At 65.3% G+C, this 15,827-nt stretch carries 16 protein-coding genes; 9 read left to right on the top strand and 7 right to left on the bottom strand.

The window, feature by feature from the left end; translation table 11 throughout:
* Positions 1 to 58 precede the first annotated feature (58 nt).
* From JOD47_RS08350 to dhaM, 4 genes are all read left to right on the top strand, one after another.
* Positions 59 to 232 carry a CsbD family protein gene (locus JOD47_RS08350; RefSeq protein WP_204533514.1) on the top strand — a complete coding sequence of 58 codons (174 nt, stop codon included), beginning with the start codon at positions 59 to 61 and terminating at the stop codon, positions 230 to 232.
* Between the two features lie 177 nt (positions 233 to 409).
* Positions 410 to 1,411, top strand: a complete 1,002-nt coding sequence (dhaK, locus tag JOD47_RS08355; RefSeq protein ID WP_204533516.1) for a dihydroxyacetone kinase subunit DhaK — start codon at positions 410 to 412, stop codon at positions 1,409 to 1,411.
* On the top strand, positions 1,412 to 2,050 hold the full coding sequence (gene dhaL / locus JOD47_RS08360; RefSeq protein ID WP_204533518.1) for a dihydroxyacetone kinase subunit DhaL: 639 nt from the start codon (positions 1,412 to 1,414) through the stop codon (positions 2,048 to 2,050).
* Positions 2,047 to 2,775, top strand: coding sequence for a dihydroxyacetone kinase phosphoryl donor subunit DhaM (dhaM, locus tag JOD47_RS08365; protein ID WP_204533521.1), 729 nt, complete (start codon positions 2,047 to 2,049; stop codon positions 2,773 to 2,775). The genes dhaL and dhaM overlap by 4 nt, the downstream gene beginning before the upstream one ends.
* Before the next feature lie 94 nt (positions 2,776 to 2,869).
* Here dhaM and JOD47_RS08370 read toward each other — a convergent pair whose 3' ends face one another.
* Positions 2,870 to 3,793: an iron-sulfur binding domain-containing protein gene (locus tag JOD47_RS08370; protein ID WP_307836236.1), complete on the bottom strand. Its 924-nt coding sequence runs from the start codon at positions 3,791 to 3,793 to the stop codon at positions 2,870 to 2,872.
* 119 nt (positions 3,794 to 3,912) lie between these two features.
* On the opposite strand from JOD47_RS08370, the gene JOD47_RS08375 reads away from it, so the two are divergent.
* The gene (locus JOD47_RS08375) at positions 3,913 to 4,608 is read left to right on the top strand and encodes a hypothetical protein (RefSeq protein WP_204533523.1); all 696 of its coding nucleotides are present in this window, start codon (positions 3,913 to 3,915) and stop codon (positions 4,606 to 4,608) included.
* A gap of 24 nt (positions 4,609 to 4,632) precedes the next feature.
* Here the strand turns inward: JOD47_RS08375 and disA are convergent, their stop codons facing one another.
* The 4 genes from disA to JOD47_RS08395 form a co-directional block, all read right to left on the bottom strand.
* On the bottom strand, positions 4,633 to 5,709 hold the full coding sequence (gene disA, locus JOD47_RS08380) for a DNA integrity scanning diadenylate cyclase DisA (protein WP_204533525.1): 1,077 nt from the start codon (positions 5,707 to 5,709) through the stop codon (positions 4,633 to 4,635).
* A gap of 145 nt (positions 5,710 to 5,854) precedes the next feature.
* A complete protein-coding gene (gene radA, locus JOD47_RS08385) occupies positions 5,855 to 7,231 on the bottom strand; it encodes a DNA repair protein RadA (RefSeq protein WP_204533526.1) in 1,377 nt (458 codons plus the stop codon).
* 55 nt (positions 7,232 to 7,286) lie between these two features.
* The gene (locus JOD47_RS08390) at positions 7,287 to 8,414 is read right to left on the bottom strand and encodes an FUSC family protein (RefSeq protein ID WP_204533527.1); all 1,128 of its coding nucleotides are present in this window, start codon (positions 8,412 to 8,414) and stop codon (positions 7,287 to 7,289) included.
* A 10-nt stretch (positions 8,415 to 8,424) separates the two neighbouring features.
* Complete coding sequence (locus JOD47_RS08395) at positions 8,425 to 9,186, bottom strand: DUF8692 domain-containing protein (RefSeq protein ID WP_204533528.1); 762 nt, start codon at positions 9,184 to 9,186, stop codon at positions 8,425 to 8,427.
* A 247-nt stretch (positions 9,187 to 9,433) separates the two neighbouring features.
* Here JOD47_RS08395 and pstS point away from each other — a divergent pair, with 247 nt between their 5' ends.
* The 4 genes from pstS to pstB all read left to right on the top strand — a co-directional run bounded on the left by pstS (position 9,434) and on the right by pstB (position 13,542).
* Complete coding sequence (gene pstS, locus JOD47_RS08400) at positions 9,434 to 10,549, top strand: phosphate ABC transporter substrate-binding protein PstS (RefSeq protein ID WP_204533529.1); 1,116 nt, start codon at positions 9,434 to 9,436, stop codon at positions 10,547 to 10,549.
* Between the two features lie 148 nt (positions 10,550 to 10,697).
* Positions 10,698 to 11,630, top strand: coding sequence for a phosphate ABC transporter permease subunit PstC (pstC, locus tag JOD47_RS08405; RefSeq protein WP_204533530.1), 933 nt, complete (start codon positions 10,698 to 10,700; stop codon positions 11,628 to 11,630).
* Entirely contained in the window at positions 11,630 to 12,733 is a 1,104-nt protein-coding gene (gene pstA, locus JOD47_RS08410; RefSeq protein ID WP_204533531.1) for a phosphate ABC transporter permease PstA, read from the top strand. Before pstC ends, pstA begins: the two co-directional genes overlap by 1 nt.
* 29 nt (positions 12,734 to 12,762) lie before the next feature.
* Complete coding sequence (pstB, locus tag JOD47_RS08415; RefSeq protein ID WP_056545807.1) at positions 12,763 to 13,542, top strand: phosphate ABC transporter ATP-binding protein PstB; 780 nt, start codon at positions 12,763 to 12,765, stop codon at positions 13,540 to 13,542.
* Positions 13,543 to 13,813: 271 nt separating this feature from the next.
* Here the strand turns inward: pstB and JOD47_RS08420 are convergent, their stop codons facing one another.
* Both JOD47_RS08420 and JOD47_RS08425 read right to left on the bottom strand, forming a co-directional pair.
* Positions 13,814 to 14,824, bottom strand: a complete 1,011-nt coding sequence (locus JOD47_RS08420; protein WP_204533533.1) for an inorganic phosphate transporter — start codon at positions 14,822 to 14,824, stop codon at positions 13,814 to 13,816.
* Entirely contained in the window at positions 14,825 to 15,442 is a 618-nt protein-coding gene (locus JOD47_RS08425) for a DUF47 domain-containing protein (RefSeq protein WP_204533535.1), read from the bottom strand.
* Positions 15,443 to 15,827 lie beyond the last annotated feature (385 nt).

Genomic DNA, 15,827 nt, shown 5'->3' on the forward strand with positions numbered 1-15,827 from the left:
AAACGCCAGGTGAGTCCTCCCCACAGGGGGACGGAACGTCGACGAAAGGCGGAAAGCCATGGGTGCAGACGACAAGACACAGAACAACGCCGAGAAGTTGGGCGGCAAGGTTCAGGAAGGCCTGGGCAAGGCCACCGGCAACAAGGAAATGGAAGCCGAGGGCCAGCAGGACCAGAGCAAGGCCGACCTCAAGAATGCCGGCGAGAACATCAAGGACGCGTTCAAGAAGTAGCCGGCAGAACATTGGTGGCATCGGGCCGCCAGCTGTGGGAAGGACCCGTGTGGGGTCCTTCCCACAGTTATCTCCGGGGCTACTGGGAGAAAGGTCTGGGCAACCGTCGCTGGCGCAGAGTACTGTTCAATGGCCAACCGGTTTTGCAGCAGTCGATCGCCGTCCAAGGAGACTCGCATGAAGAAGCTGATCAACGACCCGCAGTCAGTGGTAACTGAATCCGTCGAGGGGTTTGGTGCTGCCCATGCCGACCTGGTCGAGGTGCATACAGACCCGCTGTTCATCACCCGTAAGGATGCTCCGGTCCAGGGCAAGGTGGGGCTGGTTTCAGGCGGTGGAAGCGGCCATGAACCCCTGCACGCCGGGTTCGTTGGCCGCGGAATGCTCGACGCCGCGGTTCCCGGTGCAGTGTTCACCTCGCCGACTCCGGATCAGATCATTCCCGCCACGCTTGCCGTGAACGGCGGCGCCGGAGTGCTCCACATCGTCAAGAACTATACGGGCGACGTCCTCAACTTCGAGACCGCAGCCGAGATGGCTCAGGCCGAGGGTGTGGAGGTCCGGTCGGTCCTGATCAACGACGACGTCGCCGTGGAAGATTCGCTGTACACCGCAGGCCGCCGGGGTGTGGGCGGGACAGTGCTCGTTGAACGTATCGCCGGAGCCGCAGCCGAGCGCGGTGACTCCCTCGATGGCGTGACCGGCATTGCCCAGCGGGTCAATGACAACGTGCGCTCGATGGGCGTTGCGCTCTCGGCCTGCACGGTTCCGCACGCCGGCGTGCCCAGCTTCGATCTGACCGAGGAAGAAATTGAAATCGGCATAGGGATTCACGGCGAACCCGGCAGGCACAAGATCGCCATGGAGAATGCGGACGGCATCACCGACCGCCTCCTCGAGCCGATCCTCGCTGACCTCGCGGCTGCAGAAGGCGATCGCGTGCTGCTCTTTGTCAACGGAATGGGCGGCACCCCTGCCAGTGAGCTCTACATCGTGTACCGACGCGCGCGTCAGGTACTCGCCGAGCGCGGTATCTCGGTTGAACGCTCCTTGGTCGGGAACTACATCACCGCGCTGGAAATGCAGGGGGCATCGATTTCGGTGCTGAAGCTGGACGATGAAATGGTGGAACTCTGGGACACGCCGGTGTGGACGCCGGCCCTGCGATGGGGAGTGTAAATGGCGTTGACTGTGCAGTGGGCTGAAGCCTGGATCCGGGAGTGCTCACAGGTCCTCACCGAGCATCGTTCCGAGCTGATAGAGCTGGACCGGGTGATCGGCGACGCTGATCACGGCGAGAATATGCAGCGCGGGTTCGCCGCGGTGGTAGGAAAGCTCGACGACAGTGGCCAGGAAACACCGGGCGCCGTCTTCAAACTGACCGCCATGACCCTGATGTCCACCGTGGGTGGTGCGGCCGGTCCGTTGTACGGCACCGCGTTCCTTCGCGCGGCCACAGCGCTGGGTGACGTGGCCGAGATCGATCCTGCCGCCGTCGTCGTCTTCCTGACTGCAGCACGCGACGGCGTGGTGGCGCGCGGCAAAGCCGAGCCGGGGGACAAGACCATGATCGATGCGTGGACTCCGGCAGTCGAGGCTGCCGGCACTGCGCAGTCGGCCGGTGCATCGAGTGTTGAGGTGCTTGCGGCTGCAGCCAATGCCGCCCAGGCCGGGGCCCACGCAACCGAGCCGCTCATTGCCAGGAAAGGCCGGGCCAGCTACCTGGGAGAGCGCAGTGCCGGGCATCGTGACCCGGGCGCGCAGTCCTCGGCGCTGATTCTCCAGGCAGCAGCTGACACCGCAGGGCGTCAACAGTGACGGTTGGCCTGGTGATCGTCTCGCACAGCAGCAAGATCGCCGAGGGCGTGATCGAGCTGGCTGCGCAGATGGCGCCCAACGTCCAGATGGCAGCTGCGGGCGGAACCAGCGATTCACCGTCGCGGATCGGCACCAGCCTCGAGAAGGTGCAGTCGGCGCTTGAGGAGGCTGAGCGGGGCGACGGCGTCGTGGTTCTCACCGACCTCGGTTCGGCTGTCATGACTGCGGAGATGACCCTCGAGTTCCTCTCCCCGGATACCCGGTCGAGGATCCGGTTGCCGCAGGCCGCGCTGGTTGAAGGAGCGGTGGCGGCGGCTGTGCAGGCGGAGTCGGGCGGAACGGTGGACGAGGTCGCTTCCGCTGCCGAGCGTGCCATCGTTTCCATTGATCCTGAATCGCTTGAGCCGTTCGTCTCCCACGGAGCCGCCGCTCCCGGCCCGCCGGCGCCGCTGGAAGCAGCTGCCGAGCCGGCGGTGACGGGTGCGTGGACGCTGCCCAACAAGATGGGCCTGCATGCTCGTCCTGCCGCCGTCATAGCAAGGGCGCTCACGGATCTGGACGCCGAAGTGACCATCAACGGCGTGGATGGCAAGTCGGTGATGCTGCTGATGTCGCTTGCCCTCGGCGAGGGCAAGGAGCTCCACGCTGAGGCCACCGGCCCGGACGCACACAAGGCCATCGAGTATATCGGCGGTGAGGTGACGGCGGGGTTCGGGGAGCTCTAGCCGAACTTTTGCGCAGGTTCGGCGGCTTCCGGGCGGCGGAAGTCGCCGGAGGTGCGCAAAAGTTCCCAGGATGTGCGCAGAAGTTCCCCCGGGGTCAGGCGGGGAGCCGCAACCCGCGCGGAGTCTCCTCGGCCAGTCCGTCCGCAAGAAGGCCGTCCAGGGCACGCTCGAGCTGCTCAAGCGGAGCGTTCAACCCATACAGTTTCTCGAGTGCCGCCGGCGTACCGTACGCCAGGTCCACCGGGCGCTCGCGGATCAGCGGCCGCGGCACGGGGCTGTCTGCATGCCGCAGCACATGCATGATCGCCCCGCGCACCTGCCGGTCCGTTCCCGCCCACGACTGGCCCTTGGGCACATACGTCGGCGCCGGCTTCCCGGCCGCCACCCAGGCGCATCTCTCGAGGACCGGGCACCGCTCACAGGATGGCGTGCGCGCAGTGCAGACCAACGCGCCCAGCTCCATCACGGCCACGTTCCAGCGGACGGAGGCGGCGTCGTCGTCGGGCAGGAGTGTGGCAGCCCGTTTCATCTCGGCGGCGGTCAGCGTCGGCGCAGGCAGCGCGGCACCGCCCACCAGGCGCGCCTGGACACGGCGGATGTTCGTGTCTACCACCGTCTCGCGACGACCGAAGGCAAACGCCGCGACGGCGGCAGCGGTGTAGGTGCCGACGCCCGGCAGGGCAAGGAGCTCCCCATAGGAACCGGGCACCCTGCCCTCATGATGAACGACGACGGCGGTCGCCGCCGCATGAAGGCGCAGCGCCCGTCGAGGGTAGCCCAGGCGCCCCCAGTGGCGGAGGGCATCCCCCGTTGGGGCTGCGGCGAGATCCGCCGGCGTCGGCCAGCGCGACATCCAGTCTTCCCACACGGGCAGGACCCGCGCCACGGGAGTCTGCTGGAGCATGAACTCGCTCACCAGAACGCCCCAGGGGGTGCGGGAGGGGAGCCGCCAGGGTAGGTCGCGGGCGGCGTCGTCGAACCAGTCGCTCAGGCGAGCATGCAGCACTGCGGCGTCCACGGTGAAACTCCAAATGTTCGACGAATCGGCAGGATCCACCCTACCGAAGCGTCTGCGGATGTGATTGCCCGCGGCGTGGTGCGCACACCTGCCGGCGCCGGATCTCTTAGCCTTGAATCATGAGCTCGGCAGGAGGTACAGGCAGCAGCCGGGTGAATAATCCCCGGCGGAAACCGAGCCCCCTGGTCTACAAGCGGCGCCGCTGGCTGGTCGCAGTCCTTGCGCTCCTGCTCATCGGAGGCCTGGTCTGGGCAGGTATCGCGATTGCCGGGCTCTTCCGTGCGGATCCGGGTCCCGCGCCGGCAGCCGCGGGTCCCACCAGTGCTGCGGCTGGCCCGCCTGCGTCATCAACTCCCTCGGCGACTGCGACCGCCTCAGCTTCCCCGACACCGACGCCGACGCCGACACCCACGGCGACGCCGACCGAACCGGTGTGCAACCCGGCGTCGATCAAGGTCACCGGCAGTCTGGACGCCGAAACCTATGCGCCGGACCAGAATCCGATGCTGTCCCTCACGGTCAGCAACACGGGCGAGGTTCCCTGCCCGGTGAACGTCGGCACCTCGCAGATGGAGTTCCTGATCACCAGCGGCGAGGACCGGGTCTTCTCGTCCCGGGACTGCCAGGAGGGCGCGGAGGACCTCGAGGTGACCATAAAACCAGGAAAATCCGAGACCGCGCGCTTCACCTGGGAGCGGATCCGGAGCGCGCCCGAGTGCGCAGCAGCTGATGGGGTGCCAGGCCCCGGCCAGTATGCCTTCCAGACCCGCCTCGGCGAACGCACTAGCGACGAGATTGCGTTCACGCTTCAGTAGCGCTGAACTTCAGGCTCACGCGGGCTACATGAAGCGGTCGAGCAGACTGGTTTCCGCGATCCGTGAAAGGCCCTCACGGACGGTCCGCGCCCGCTGTTCGCCGATGCCGTCCACCGCCATGAGGTCATCGATGTTGGCGGCCATGAGGTTCTGCAATCCATCGAAGTGGTCCACGAGCCGGTTGGCGACCGTGGGAGGCATGGCCTTGATCCCTGAGAGCAGTCGGTAACCCTTGGGCTGCACCACCGCGTCGAGGGAGTCTGTTGACGGGTTGAAGCCGAGCACGCTTGCGATGGTGCCGAGGTCAATGAGGTCGGTGGAGCTGAACCCCTGGAGGCGTGCCAACTGGTCCTCGACCGGCGTGGAACTTGCGCCCAGTCCCGAGTAGTCGCGGAGCACCATTTCGCTGCCCGGGCCCAGGCCGGTTGTCAGCTCCTCGACCTGCAGGGAGAGAAGGCGGCCGTCGATGCCAAGCTCGAGCACGTACTGTGAAATTTCCTCGGAGATGCGGCGCACCATTTCCTGGCGCTGCAGGGTAACGGCGACGTCGCGGACCGTCACCATGGCTTCGATTTCCAGTGCCGAGAGTGATCCGGTGACCTGGTCGAGGCGCGCACGGTAACGCTCGAGGGTGGCGAGCGCCTGGTTGGCGCGTGCGAGTACGGGTTCGGATCCTTCCAGTACATAGCGGAGGCCGTCTATGTAGAGCGCGATGATCTGCATGGACTGGCTGACGGAGATGACGGGAACGCCGGTCTGGATGGCTACGCGCTCGGCCGTCCGGTGGCGGGTTCCCGACTCCTGCGTCTCGATCCGGTGGTCCGGCACCAGCTGCACGCCGGCACGCAGGATCTTGCCCGCGTCCCGGTCACAGACGATTGCACCGTCCATCTTTGCGAGCTCGCGCAGCCGCGTGGGGGAGAAGTCGATTCCGATGTCGAAGCCGCCCGAGCAGATTGAATCCACTGTGCGGTCGAACCCAAGGACGATCAGGGCGCCGGTGCGGCCGCGCAGGATCCGCTCAAGGCCGTCGCGCAACTGCGTACCCGGGGCTACCCGCGCCAGGGTTGCCTTCAGCGCGTCCTCCGGACTGCGTACCATCTCACTCCCTCTTCGAGCCGGACAGGCGAATGCACAGCCCGGCAGTTCCTAATCCTATGGGAGCACGGCTTGCGCTGACGGCCCAGTTTCCGCTCAAATGCGTAACGTTCGGGGTGCTGGGGCTTCGGAAAGGCGACGGGAAGCGTCAGAAGAGCAGTTCGAGGGCTTCCGTGAGGGTGCTGACCTGCTTCACGGTGAAGCCGGCCGGTATGCGGCCCGGCCCATTGGGGGACTCGGGCACGACGGCGTGGGTGAATCCAAGGCGCTCGGCCTCCTGGATGCGCCGTGAGATTCCGGGAACCGGACGGACCTCACCGGCGAGTCCCACTTCCCCGAACGCGATCATGCGGGAGGGAAGCGCCTGGTTGGTCTTGGCGGAGGCAATGGCGAGCGCAACCGAGAGATCCGTTGCAGGTTCGCTCAGCTTTACGCCGCCTACCGTGGCCACGTAGCTGTCATCCTTGTGCAGCTGCAGCGATGCCCGGCGCTGCAGGACGGCGAGGAGCATGGAGACCCTCGAGCTGTCCAGGCCGCTGGTCGCACGGCGCGGCTGTGAGTTTGCCGATTCGGCGAGCAGGGCCTGGACCTCCGCCAGCAGCGGACGCCTGCCCTCAAGGGTGACCGTGATGCAGGTTCCGGCCACCGGTTCCTTGGTGCGGGATACAAACAGCCCGCTTGGATCCGCGAGGCCCACAATCCCGGTATCGGTCAGGTCGAAGCACCCCACCTCATCTGTAGGTCCGTACCTGTTCTTCACCGCCCGCATCAGGCGGAGGCGCGAGTGCCGCTCACCCTCGAACTGGCACACCACATCAACGAGGTGCTCAAGCAGCCGTGGGCCCGCGATAGAGCCGTCCTTGGTGACGTGCCCGACCAGCAGCGTGGTCATCCCGCGGGTCTTCGCCGCGTTGATGAGGGAGGCCGCCACTTCCCGCACCTGCGTGACCCCGCCAGCGCTGCCGTCCACGTCCGGGCTGCTGAGCGTCTGCACCGAGTCCACGATGAGCAAAGCCGGATCCACCTTCTCAACCTGACCCAGGGCCTGGCTGAGGTCCGACTCCGCCGTGAGGTACAGCGTGTCCGCCAGCGCGCCGATGCGTTCCGCCCGCAACTTCACCTGCGCGGACGATTCCTCACCGGTGACGTAGAGAACGGTGCGTCCCAGCCGGGCGACCCTGGCGGCGACGTCCAGCAGCAGCGTGGACTTGCCGACTCCGGGCTCGCCGGCCACGAGGATCACTGCGCCCGGAACCAGCCCGCCGCCGAGGACCCTGTCCAGCTCACCGATCTCAGTGGGCTGGTAGGACGCCGCGGTGGAGTCCACCTCAGCGATCCGGAGGGCAGGGCGCGCGACGGTAGTGGCCGCCGTCGTACGCGCCACTCCTGCCGCCGCGGCCTCCTCCACCGTGCCCCACGCCTGGCATTCACCGCACCGGCCCACCCACTTGGCCGTGGTCCAGCCGCACTCACCGCAACGGTAGGCGGGGGATTGCGTGCGCGATCGCGCGGTCTTTGTAGCCATGGCTCAAACGTACCGGGTGCAACTGACAGTCCCGCTGAGGCTCAGCCGTTGATCCTCACAGTTTGGGCAGGTAGCCGGCGGCGTCCTCATGGGAGAGGCCGGTGGCCTCAAGGAGGTCGACGACAAGCGGCCGGTACAGGACAACCAGGCCCTCACCCTCGAGGCGCTTCACATTGAGGCGTGCGGGGTGCAGGACGGTGGCCACGGCAGCCAGCTCCTCCCGCGCCCTGCGCAGGTGCTGATCGCGTTCGGCCGTGGAGGAGGAGTGCAGGGCAAGCGCCAGCACATCCACGGCGTCGGCCGTTTCCTCGATCACCTGGGCAAGGGACTGCACCGCTTCGTCCGAGAGCGCAGCGTGATTGATCACCGAGGTCAGCCGCCGTGAGAACACGCGGCTGTTGCGGATTGCCAGGTCGATGTAGCTGATCGAACCGCGCAGCTCTCCGAGTTCACCCCGGTGCCGCCGATATGCCGGTGACAACCGCGCAACTTCAGCGGACGCCCGCATCGAACCCGACAGTCCGTCCATGAGCGGCTGACAGTTCCTCGCCCGGATCAGCGCGTGCCAGGCCTGCGTGGGATCGCTCGCGGACAGCGCGCTTGAGTTCTCGCGCAGCACCCCGGAGAGCTCTCCGAGCAGCTTGCGCACGTCGCCCTTCGGTTCACGGCGGGGATCCCGCGGTATGGCCATAGTGATCAGCAGCGCGCACGCACCGCCGATGATGGCGTCCACACTGCGCGTGAACGGTCCTCCTTCCGGGGCAGGCAGGAGCACAACGAGGAGGGACTGCAGAGCCAGCTGGGTGGTGAAGATGGTCCCACTGTCCAGGAACCGGGCCAGTAGCACCGACACGAAAAGAACGACGGCGGCCTGCCACAGTCCCGTGCCCAGTACCGCCAGAAGCACGTCACCCACAGCAATGCCGAGCGTGCACCCGAACCCGACTTCCAGCACCCGACGCAGCCGCGGATCCCGCGAAAACCCCAGCGCGATGAGCGCGGAGGTGGCGGCGAAAAGCGGTCCATCATGTCCGAGCACCTGCTCGGCAAACGCATAGGCGCCCACCGCGCCGACGGTGATCTGGACGGCCGGGAGCACGGAAGAGCGGCTGCGGCGCAGGCCGACGCGGGATCGGTTGCGCAGAAAGGAACGTGCGCGGTCCAGTCGCGAGCGCCGGGTCATACGCCTGACCCTACCGCCGGGAACGATCCATCAGGGTGAAGCTGGTGGACCTGCCCGCAGTCCGCGTCCGAACGGCCGCGAGCGGCGCAACGAGCAGGAGCGCGCCTGCCACCAGCTCCAGGAATTCCTCCAGGTGGTACAGCACTGCCAGTGCTGCGGTCGGAGCACCAAGGCGGATAACCTCCCCTGCCACGAATTCAAGCCCGACGGCGGCGAACAACAGGGTTGCTATGCCCAGCACGATCAGTCGGGTTGACCCTTCCGGCAGGTGGCGGGCGCTGACCACCGCCAGCAGGAGAACTACAAGGCCGATGGGGATGCCGAAAACGAGCCAGACGAAGGTGAAATCAGCGACGTCAACGAACTGCCCTGCAAGGGCGTCGAGGCGTTCATGCAGCCAGGTTCCCTCGTCGAGGCACAGGAGGAACACCATGCCGGCGAGGATCCACCAGGCAGCAGCCCCCTTGATTCTCTGATGCCGGGCGAGTACGGCCACGAAGCTGAGGGTTGTCGTTGCCGCGGCCAGCTGCACCACTGCCCACCAGGTCGGGAAGTTGCCCTCATAGTTGACATCGAAATACACGCTGAAGAGGGTTTCGCCTCTTGCCTGACCGGTCAGTAGTGGTGCGATGAGGCTGAATCCGACAACCAGCGCATGAACCAGTCCCAGACCTACGAGCAGGCGGCGCCACCGCAACGGATGACCCGGGCGCACAGCGGCGGCATCCTGGTGCTCCGCGTACCCGCCGTCAAGGCTGCTTTCCGTGGTCATACCCCTAACGCTAGCGGCTGGCAGTGAGGACGAAGGTGACAGCTCAATAACTCATTCCGCCCAAAGCACAAGGGTTGGCGGCAGGATCACGGCCAATGTCCTCCCGGCGTTCATCTTCCGTTCACTTTGACCCGTCAATCTCGTTACCTGCGGTGCCTAGCGTGTGGTGAGTACCCGATCTCGTACACACAACGCGGGTGACATCCGAGCACCGACTGTTCAAAACCCTGGAAGGGGCAATATTCACGTGAAGGCTCTTCGCTTTGGCCGCGCAGCGGCAGTTATCTCTGTGGCCGCCCTGGCCCTCACGGCGTGCGGTTCCGACGCCGCCGTCAACCCCGGTACCGACGGCGACGCAAGCGCTGCTCCCGAAAGCACGGTATCCGGTACCCTGACCGGCGCGGGAGCCTCCTCCCAGAACGCGGCGATGACCGCGTGGAAGACCGGCTTCGAGGAACTGAATCCGGAAGCAACCATTCAGTACTCTCCGGACGGATCCGGCGCAGGCCGCGAAGCGTTCCTCGCCGAGGGCGTGCAGTTCGCCGGCTCGGACGCATTCCTGGACGATGAGGAATACGAGGCTTCCAAGGAGATCTGCGGTCCTGACGGCGCGATCAACATCCCCGCCTACGTATCTCCCATCGCGGTAGCGTTCAACCTTCCCGAGATTCAGGAACTGAACCTGGACGCAACAACCATCGCCTCCATCTTCGCCGGTGAGATCACCAACTGGAATGACGAGGCAATTGCCTCCCAGAATGAGGGCGTGGAACTGCCCGATCTGCCGATCACCGTTGTGCACCGCGCGGATGACTCGGGTACCACCGAGAACTTCGTCGAGTACCTGGCTGCGGCGGCACCTGATGTCTGGACCTACGAGGTTTCCGGTGACTGGCCGGCCGAGATCGTCGCAGAGAATGCACAGGGCACCAACGGCGTCGTCTCCACCACCTCCTCCACCGAAGGTGCCATCACCTACACCGACGCATCCGCCGTCGGCGACCTCGGGCAGGCCCTCGTCAAGGTTGGCGAGGAATACGTGCCGCTCAGCGCTGAAGCCGCCTCCCGCGCAGTGGAGGTTGCGGAGCCTGTTGAAGGACGCAGCGAAGTTGACATGTCCCTCGAGCTGCAGCGGGACACCACCGAGTCGGGTGCCTACCCGATCGTGCTCGTTTCCTACCACCTCTACTGCAGCGCGTATGAGGACCAGGAGACCGTGGACCTCGTCAAGGCTTTCGCCGGCTATGCAGTGAGCGAAGAGGGGCAGGCCACAGCGGAATCCTCCGCGGGCAATGCGCCCATCTCCGAGACCCTGCGCGAGCAGGCCATGGAAGCGATTGATTCCATCCAGATTGCTTCCTAACAGGCCACAGACGCCCCGCCAGGCCGAGAAGGCCCTGGCGGGGCTGTTGGCTGTCTGCGTCCCGGCAGGGTTGCAGGTACCTTGTAAGAGCGGGACAGTTGCGTGAGCACTGTTCCAGACGTCCCCGCGCAGCGCCGAAAGGTCCCCCGTGTCCACGAATGCACTGAAACGAGCAGGCGGTGCAGGTCAATCCGGAGACAAGATTTTCTCCGGCGCCAGCCTGGCCGCAGGCTGCCTGATCCTGGCAGCGCTCTTTAGCGTCGCAGTCTTCCTGATCATTGAGGCTCTGCCGGTCTTCGGCGCCGACCCAGCGGACATCACCGGCGGGGAAGGCTTCTTCACCTATATCTTCCCGATCGTCATCGGAACCGTGATAGCGGCGGCCATTGCATTGCTGATCGCCACGCCGCTCGGTATCGGCGTTGCCTTGTTCATTTCGCACTACGCTCCGCGCCGTTTCGCGCAGGGACTCGGCTACGTGATCGACCTGCTCGCGGCCATCCCGTCGGTGGTCTACGGAGCGTGGGGCTACGCCGTCCTCGCACCGCAGCTGGCCATCGCGTATGACTGGCTGGCGCGCAACGCCGGCTGGATTCCAATCTTCGAGGGTCCCGCCAGCCAGACGGGACGCACCATGCTGACCGCCGGCATTGTGCTCGCTGTCATGGTCCTCCCGATCATCACCTCGCTCAGCCGGGAAATTTTCCTCCAGACGCCGAAACTCCATGAGGAAGCGGCGCTTGCCATGGGAGCCACCCGCTGGGAAATGATCACCATGGCGGTTCTGCCCTTCGCCCGTCCGGGCATCATCAGCGCCGCAATGCTCGGCCTCGGCCGCGCATTGGGTGAGACCATGGCCGTTGCGCTGGTGCTCTCCGGCGGCGCCCTGACGGCCAGCCTCATCCAGTCCGGCAACCAGACCATCGCAGCCGAGATCGCGCTGAACTTCCCGGAGGCTTACGGGCTCCGGTTGGCCGAACTCATCGCCGCCGGCCTGGTCCTCTTCGTCATCACGCTAGCCGTCAACATCGTGGCGCGGTGGATCATCAGCCGTCACAAAGAATTCTCAGGGGCTAACTAATGGCCAACGCCACCTTGACTCCTCGCCGCTCCCAGCTGACCAAGGGCAGGATGCCCTCCTACACGCTTTGGGTGGTCCTGGCCGCTTCGATCGTTGTTGGGGCCGCACTGGCCGCGCTGGTCGGTTTCAGCCTGGTTCCCTTCGCCCTCTTCAGCGCGCTCATCTTCATCGTTGCCGGGACAGCCGTCACCGGCGTCGTCGAAGGCTCGCGCAAGGCCCGGAACCGGTTGGCCACGTTCCTGATCTACGGGTCATTCCTCGTTGCTCTCCTGCCGCTGCTCTCGGTCATCTGGACCGTTCTGGAGCGCGGCGTTCCGGGCCTGACCTACAACTTCCTGTTCACGTCGATGAACGGCGTCACCGGAGCCATTGACAACCAGGTTGTCGAAGAAGGAACACCGGTTCTGGGAGGCGCGTACCACGCCATCGTCGGCACCCTGCAGATCACCCTGTGGGCAACCCTTATCTCCGTGCCGATCGGGCTGCTGTCGGCGGTCTATCTGGTGGAGTACTCCACGGGCGGGAAGCTTGCCCGGGCCATCACGTTCTTCGTCGACGTCATGACCGGTATCCCGTCCATCGTGGCTGGCCTCTTCGCTGCCGCGCTGTTCGGCCAACTGTTCGGGCCGGGCACGCGCACAGGCTTTGTTGCCGCCGTCGCGCTGTCCGTCCTGATGATCCCGGTTGTTGTGCGCTCCACGGAGGAAATGCTCAAGATCGTTCCTAATGAACTCCGTGAAGCGGCCTACGCGCTGGGCGTTCGCAAGTGGCGCACCATCACCCGCGTGGTCATTCCGACTGCGATCTCAGGTATCGCCTCCGGTGTCACTTTGGCCATCGCCCGGGTGATCGGCGAAACCGCTCCCATCCTGGTCACTGCGGGCTTTGCAAGCTCCATCAACTGGAACGTCTTCGGTGACTGGATGAGCACCCTGCCCACTTTTATCTACTACCAGATCCTCACGCCCACCTCGCCGACGGCCACAGACCCCAGCACGCAGCGTGCCTGGGCGGCCGCGCTGGTGCTGATCATCATGGTCATGCTCCTGAACCTCGCGGCGCGCCTGATCGCCCGCCTCTTCGCTCCCAAGACCAGCCGCTGACCCGCCGGCACAACCCAGAAGGATCCCCATTGTCCAAGCGAATCGACGTCAAGGACCTCAACGTCTACTACAGCAAGTTCCTCGCTGTGGAAGATGTGAACATCAGCATCGACGCACGTTCCGTCACGGCTTTCATCGGCCCGTCGGGCTGCGGAAAGTCCACCTTCCTGCGCACCCTGAACCGCATGCACGAGGTCATTCCCGGTGCGCGGGTTGAGGGGGAAGTGCTGCTCGATGGAGACAACCTGTATGACTCCGCGGTGGACCCCGTGACGGTCCGCAGCCAGATCGGCATGGTCTTCCAGCGGCCCAACCCGTTCCCCACGATGTCCATCCGCGACAACGTGCTGGCCGGCGTCAAGCTGAACAACAAGCGGATCTCGAAGTCAGACGCGGACGCACTGGTCGAGAAGTCGCTGCGCGGCGCCAACCTCTGGAACGAGGTGAAGGACCGCCTCGGCCGTCCCGGTTCCGGCCTGTCCGGCGGCCAGCAGCAGCGCCTGTGCATCGCGCGGGCCATCGCGGTTTCTCCCGAGGTCATCCTCATGGATGAGCCCTGCTCGGCACTCGACCCCATCTCCACCCTCGCTATCGAGGACCTCATCAACGAGCTCAAGAGCGAGTACACCGTGGTCATCGTTACCCACAACATGCAGCAGGCAGCCCGCGTTTCGGACAAGACGGCGTTCTTCAACATCGCCGGCACCGGCAAGCCCGGCAAGCTGATTGAATACGGCGAGACCACGAACATCTTCAACATGCCCTCGGAGAAGGCAACCGAGGACTACGTCTCCGGCCGCTTCGGATGAGGCCCTGCGTAAGCACTGAAGAGGAAGAGCTTCGAGGTCAGAAATGAAAGCAGCGCCACCGACCTTATTTATCAGCATCACCTTCGTCGCCGCCGCGATCCTTTTTGCGACGTGGTCTCCAGTTGTCTGGTGGCGTGTACTGGCAGCAGTAGCGTTCTTGGTTCTCGGAGTATGGGGAGTAATTGTTGCCATCAGAGGCCGTCAATCACACGCGGTGCGAGAAGAATAGAAACCATTCCCCCTTCGGAGAGGGCCCTGCCCAGCCGGCAATCTAGAGCAGCGGGCTCATCGCTAGGAAGAGGATGGCTGCGAGCAGCGCGGTGGCTGGCGCCGTCGTAATCCAGACCAGCAATACCGAGCGCACCACGCGTCCCCGAACGGTGGCGTAGCGCTGGTTCGCGCCGGCGCCCACAATCGCCGAGGTCATGGTGTGCGTGCTGGAGAGCGGCATGTTCAGCGACAGCGCGCCGACAAAAAGCATGACGGCGCTGACGCCCTGGGCCGCCATTCCGCGGAGGGGATCAATGCGCACCAGCCGGTTGGAAAGAGTGTGCGTGATGCGCCAGCCTCCAAGCAGTGATCCGCCCGCCAGCAGCACGGCGGCGAAGACCTGGACCCAGAGCGGAATATCGCTCCCGGAGTAGAGGCCGGCCCCCACCAGCGCCAGAACGATCACGGCCATGGTGCGCTGGCCGTCCTGCAGCCCGTGGCCCAGGGCAAACGCGGCGGTCAGGACGGCTTGGGCCATCCGGTTCCCGTTGTTGACCTTGCGCGGGGAATTGTGCCGCAGCAGCCAGGTGGCAGGAAAGACAACCACGTAGGCGAGCAGGTACGCGATCAGCGGCGAGAGCAGCAGCGGCAGCCCGATCTCGAGGAGGAACACGCGGCCGGACCCGGCAATAGACTCCCCGCCAAGCACTGCCGCAGCGCCGCCGGCCCCGATCAGCCCGCCGATCAATGCATGCGTGGATGACGACGGCTTGCCGCGGTACCAGGTGAAGATCCCCCAGGCGCACGCTGCCAGCAGGGCGGCGAGCAGGATGCCCAATCCGCTCTGCCCGGTGGGGAGGCTGATGCTGTCGCCGGTGAAGAGCGTGGCCACGCTGGCGCTCATGAGGGCACCCACGAGGTTGAACAGCGCGGCGAGCAGGACGGCGACAGTGGGCGTCAGTGCGCGGGTTCGGATCGACGTGGCAATGGAGTTGGAGACATCGTGGAATCCATTGATGAAGGCGAAACCGCCTGCCAGGAACACGACGGCGCCGAGGAGGAAGACCTCCACCTACGATTCCTTGACGAGGATCGCTCCGACGTGGGTTGCCACCTTGCGGATGTCCTTTGTGACGTCGACGAGCTGGTTGGCGACGTCACGGTGCCGCGCGTAGACGAGCGGCTTGTGGTCGGCCAGCAGTTCCGAGCACCAGATCCGGTGCGTGCGTTCCGCGCGCTTGGCGAGGCGCAGGATCTCGATCCAGTAATCCTCGAGGTCATCGAGGGAATTGAGCTGCCGCATCGCCTCGGCGGTCAGTTCCGCCTGCCGGGTGATCACCTCGAGCTGCTCGGTTGCGCGCCGGCTGAGCTTGGTCAGCTTATAGAGGGCGATGAGCTCCGCAGCGCCGTCGAGCTTCTCCATGGCTTCGCTCAACAGACGTGACATGGAATAAAGGTCTTCACGCGGAAGCGGGTTGATGAAGCTCGTGCGCATCGAGGTCAACAGGGCAAAGTGCAGGTCCGTTGAGGTGCCTTCATACTGATGCAGCTCTTCGGCCAGCTGATCATAGTCCTGGGGTGCGGCACCAAGGATGCCGGACATGCTGCGGACTCCGAGGACCAGCTGCTGGGCCATGCTGGAGAGCAGTTCAAGTCCTGCGTTTTCCTGGGGAAAGAGGCGGAGCTTCACTAAAGTCACCTAGGGTCGCACGGACGGTTGCCACCTAAGACTACCTGCGCCTCACTCAGGTGACCGGCCCTGTGCGGCCGGCCCCCTGAGGGCACAAAAGTGGCGCCGAACCGGGAGCGCCTCTCGGCGGAAGGCCGCTCGAAGCGGCTAAATGTTGAAGCCCGGGGGTTCCACGGTCCGACACCAGTTTCAGTCTGCTACTGACCCGCGTGCATGTCAACGAGCACCGTCTACTCGGCAGCAGAACGGGTGGCATCGGACTCCGGAGTCCACCAGGTCTTCGGCTCAACCACGGGGAATCGCCGGCCTGAAACGGAATCCGGAACGATCCGCACAAACCGATCTTTCTTTCCCGCCTGCCACGGAAAGAGGGGAAGCGAGAACG

Origin of the sequence: Arthrobacter tumbae, from assembly GCF_016907495.1 — a bacterium.
In the GTDB taxonomy this organism is placed as follows: domain Bacteria; phylum Actinomycetota; class Actinomycetes; order Actinomycetales; family Micrococcaceae; genus Arthrobacter_D; species Arthrobacter_D tumbae.

Excerpts from the sequence above, each read along its gene's own strand:
- JOD47_RS08350 (WP_204533514.1), top strand. The coding sequence starts at position 59 with ATGGGTGCAGACGACAAGACACAGAACAACGCCGAGAAGTTGGGCGGC.
- dhaK (WP_204533516.1), top strand. The coding sequence starts at position 410 with ATGAAGAAGCTGATCAACGACCCGCAGTCAGTGGTAACTGAATCCGTC.
- dhaL (WP_204533518.1), top strand. The coding sequence starts at position 1,412 with ATGGCGTTGACTGTGCAGTGGGCTGAAGCCTGGATCCGGGAGTGCTCA.
- JOD47_RS08375 (WP_204533523.1), top strand. The coding sequence starts at position 3,913 with ATGAGCTCGGCAGGAGGTACAGGCAGCAGCCGGGTGAATAATCCCCGG.
- disA (WP_204533525.1), bottom strand. The coding sequence starts at position 5,709 with ATGGTACGCAGTCCGGAGGACGCGCTGAAGGCAACCCTGGCGCGGGTA.
- radA (WP_204533526.1), bottom strand. The coding sequence starts at position 7,231 with ATGGCTACAAAGACCGCGCGATCGCGCACGCAATCCCCCGCCTACCGT.
- JOD47_RS08390 (WP_204533527.1), bottom strand. The coding sequence starts at position 8,414 with ATGACCCGGCGCTCGCGACTGGACCGCGCACGTTCCTTTCTGCGCAAC.
- JOD47_RS08395 (WP_204533528.1), bottom strand. The coding sequence starts at position 9,186 with ATGACCACGGAAAGCAGCCTTGACGGCGGGTACGCGGAGCACCAGGAT.
- pstA (WP_204533531.1), top strand. The coding sequence starts at position 11,630 with ATGGCCAACGCCACCTTGACTCCTCGCCGCTCCCAGCTGACCAAGGGC.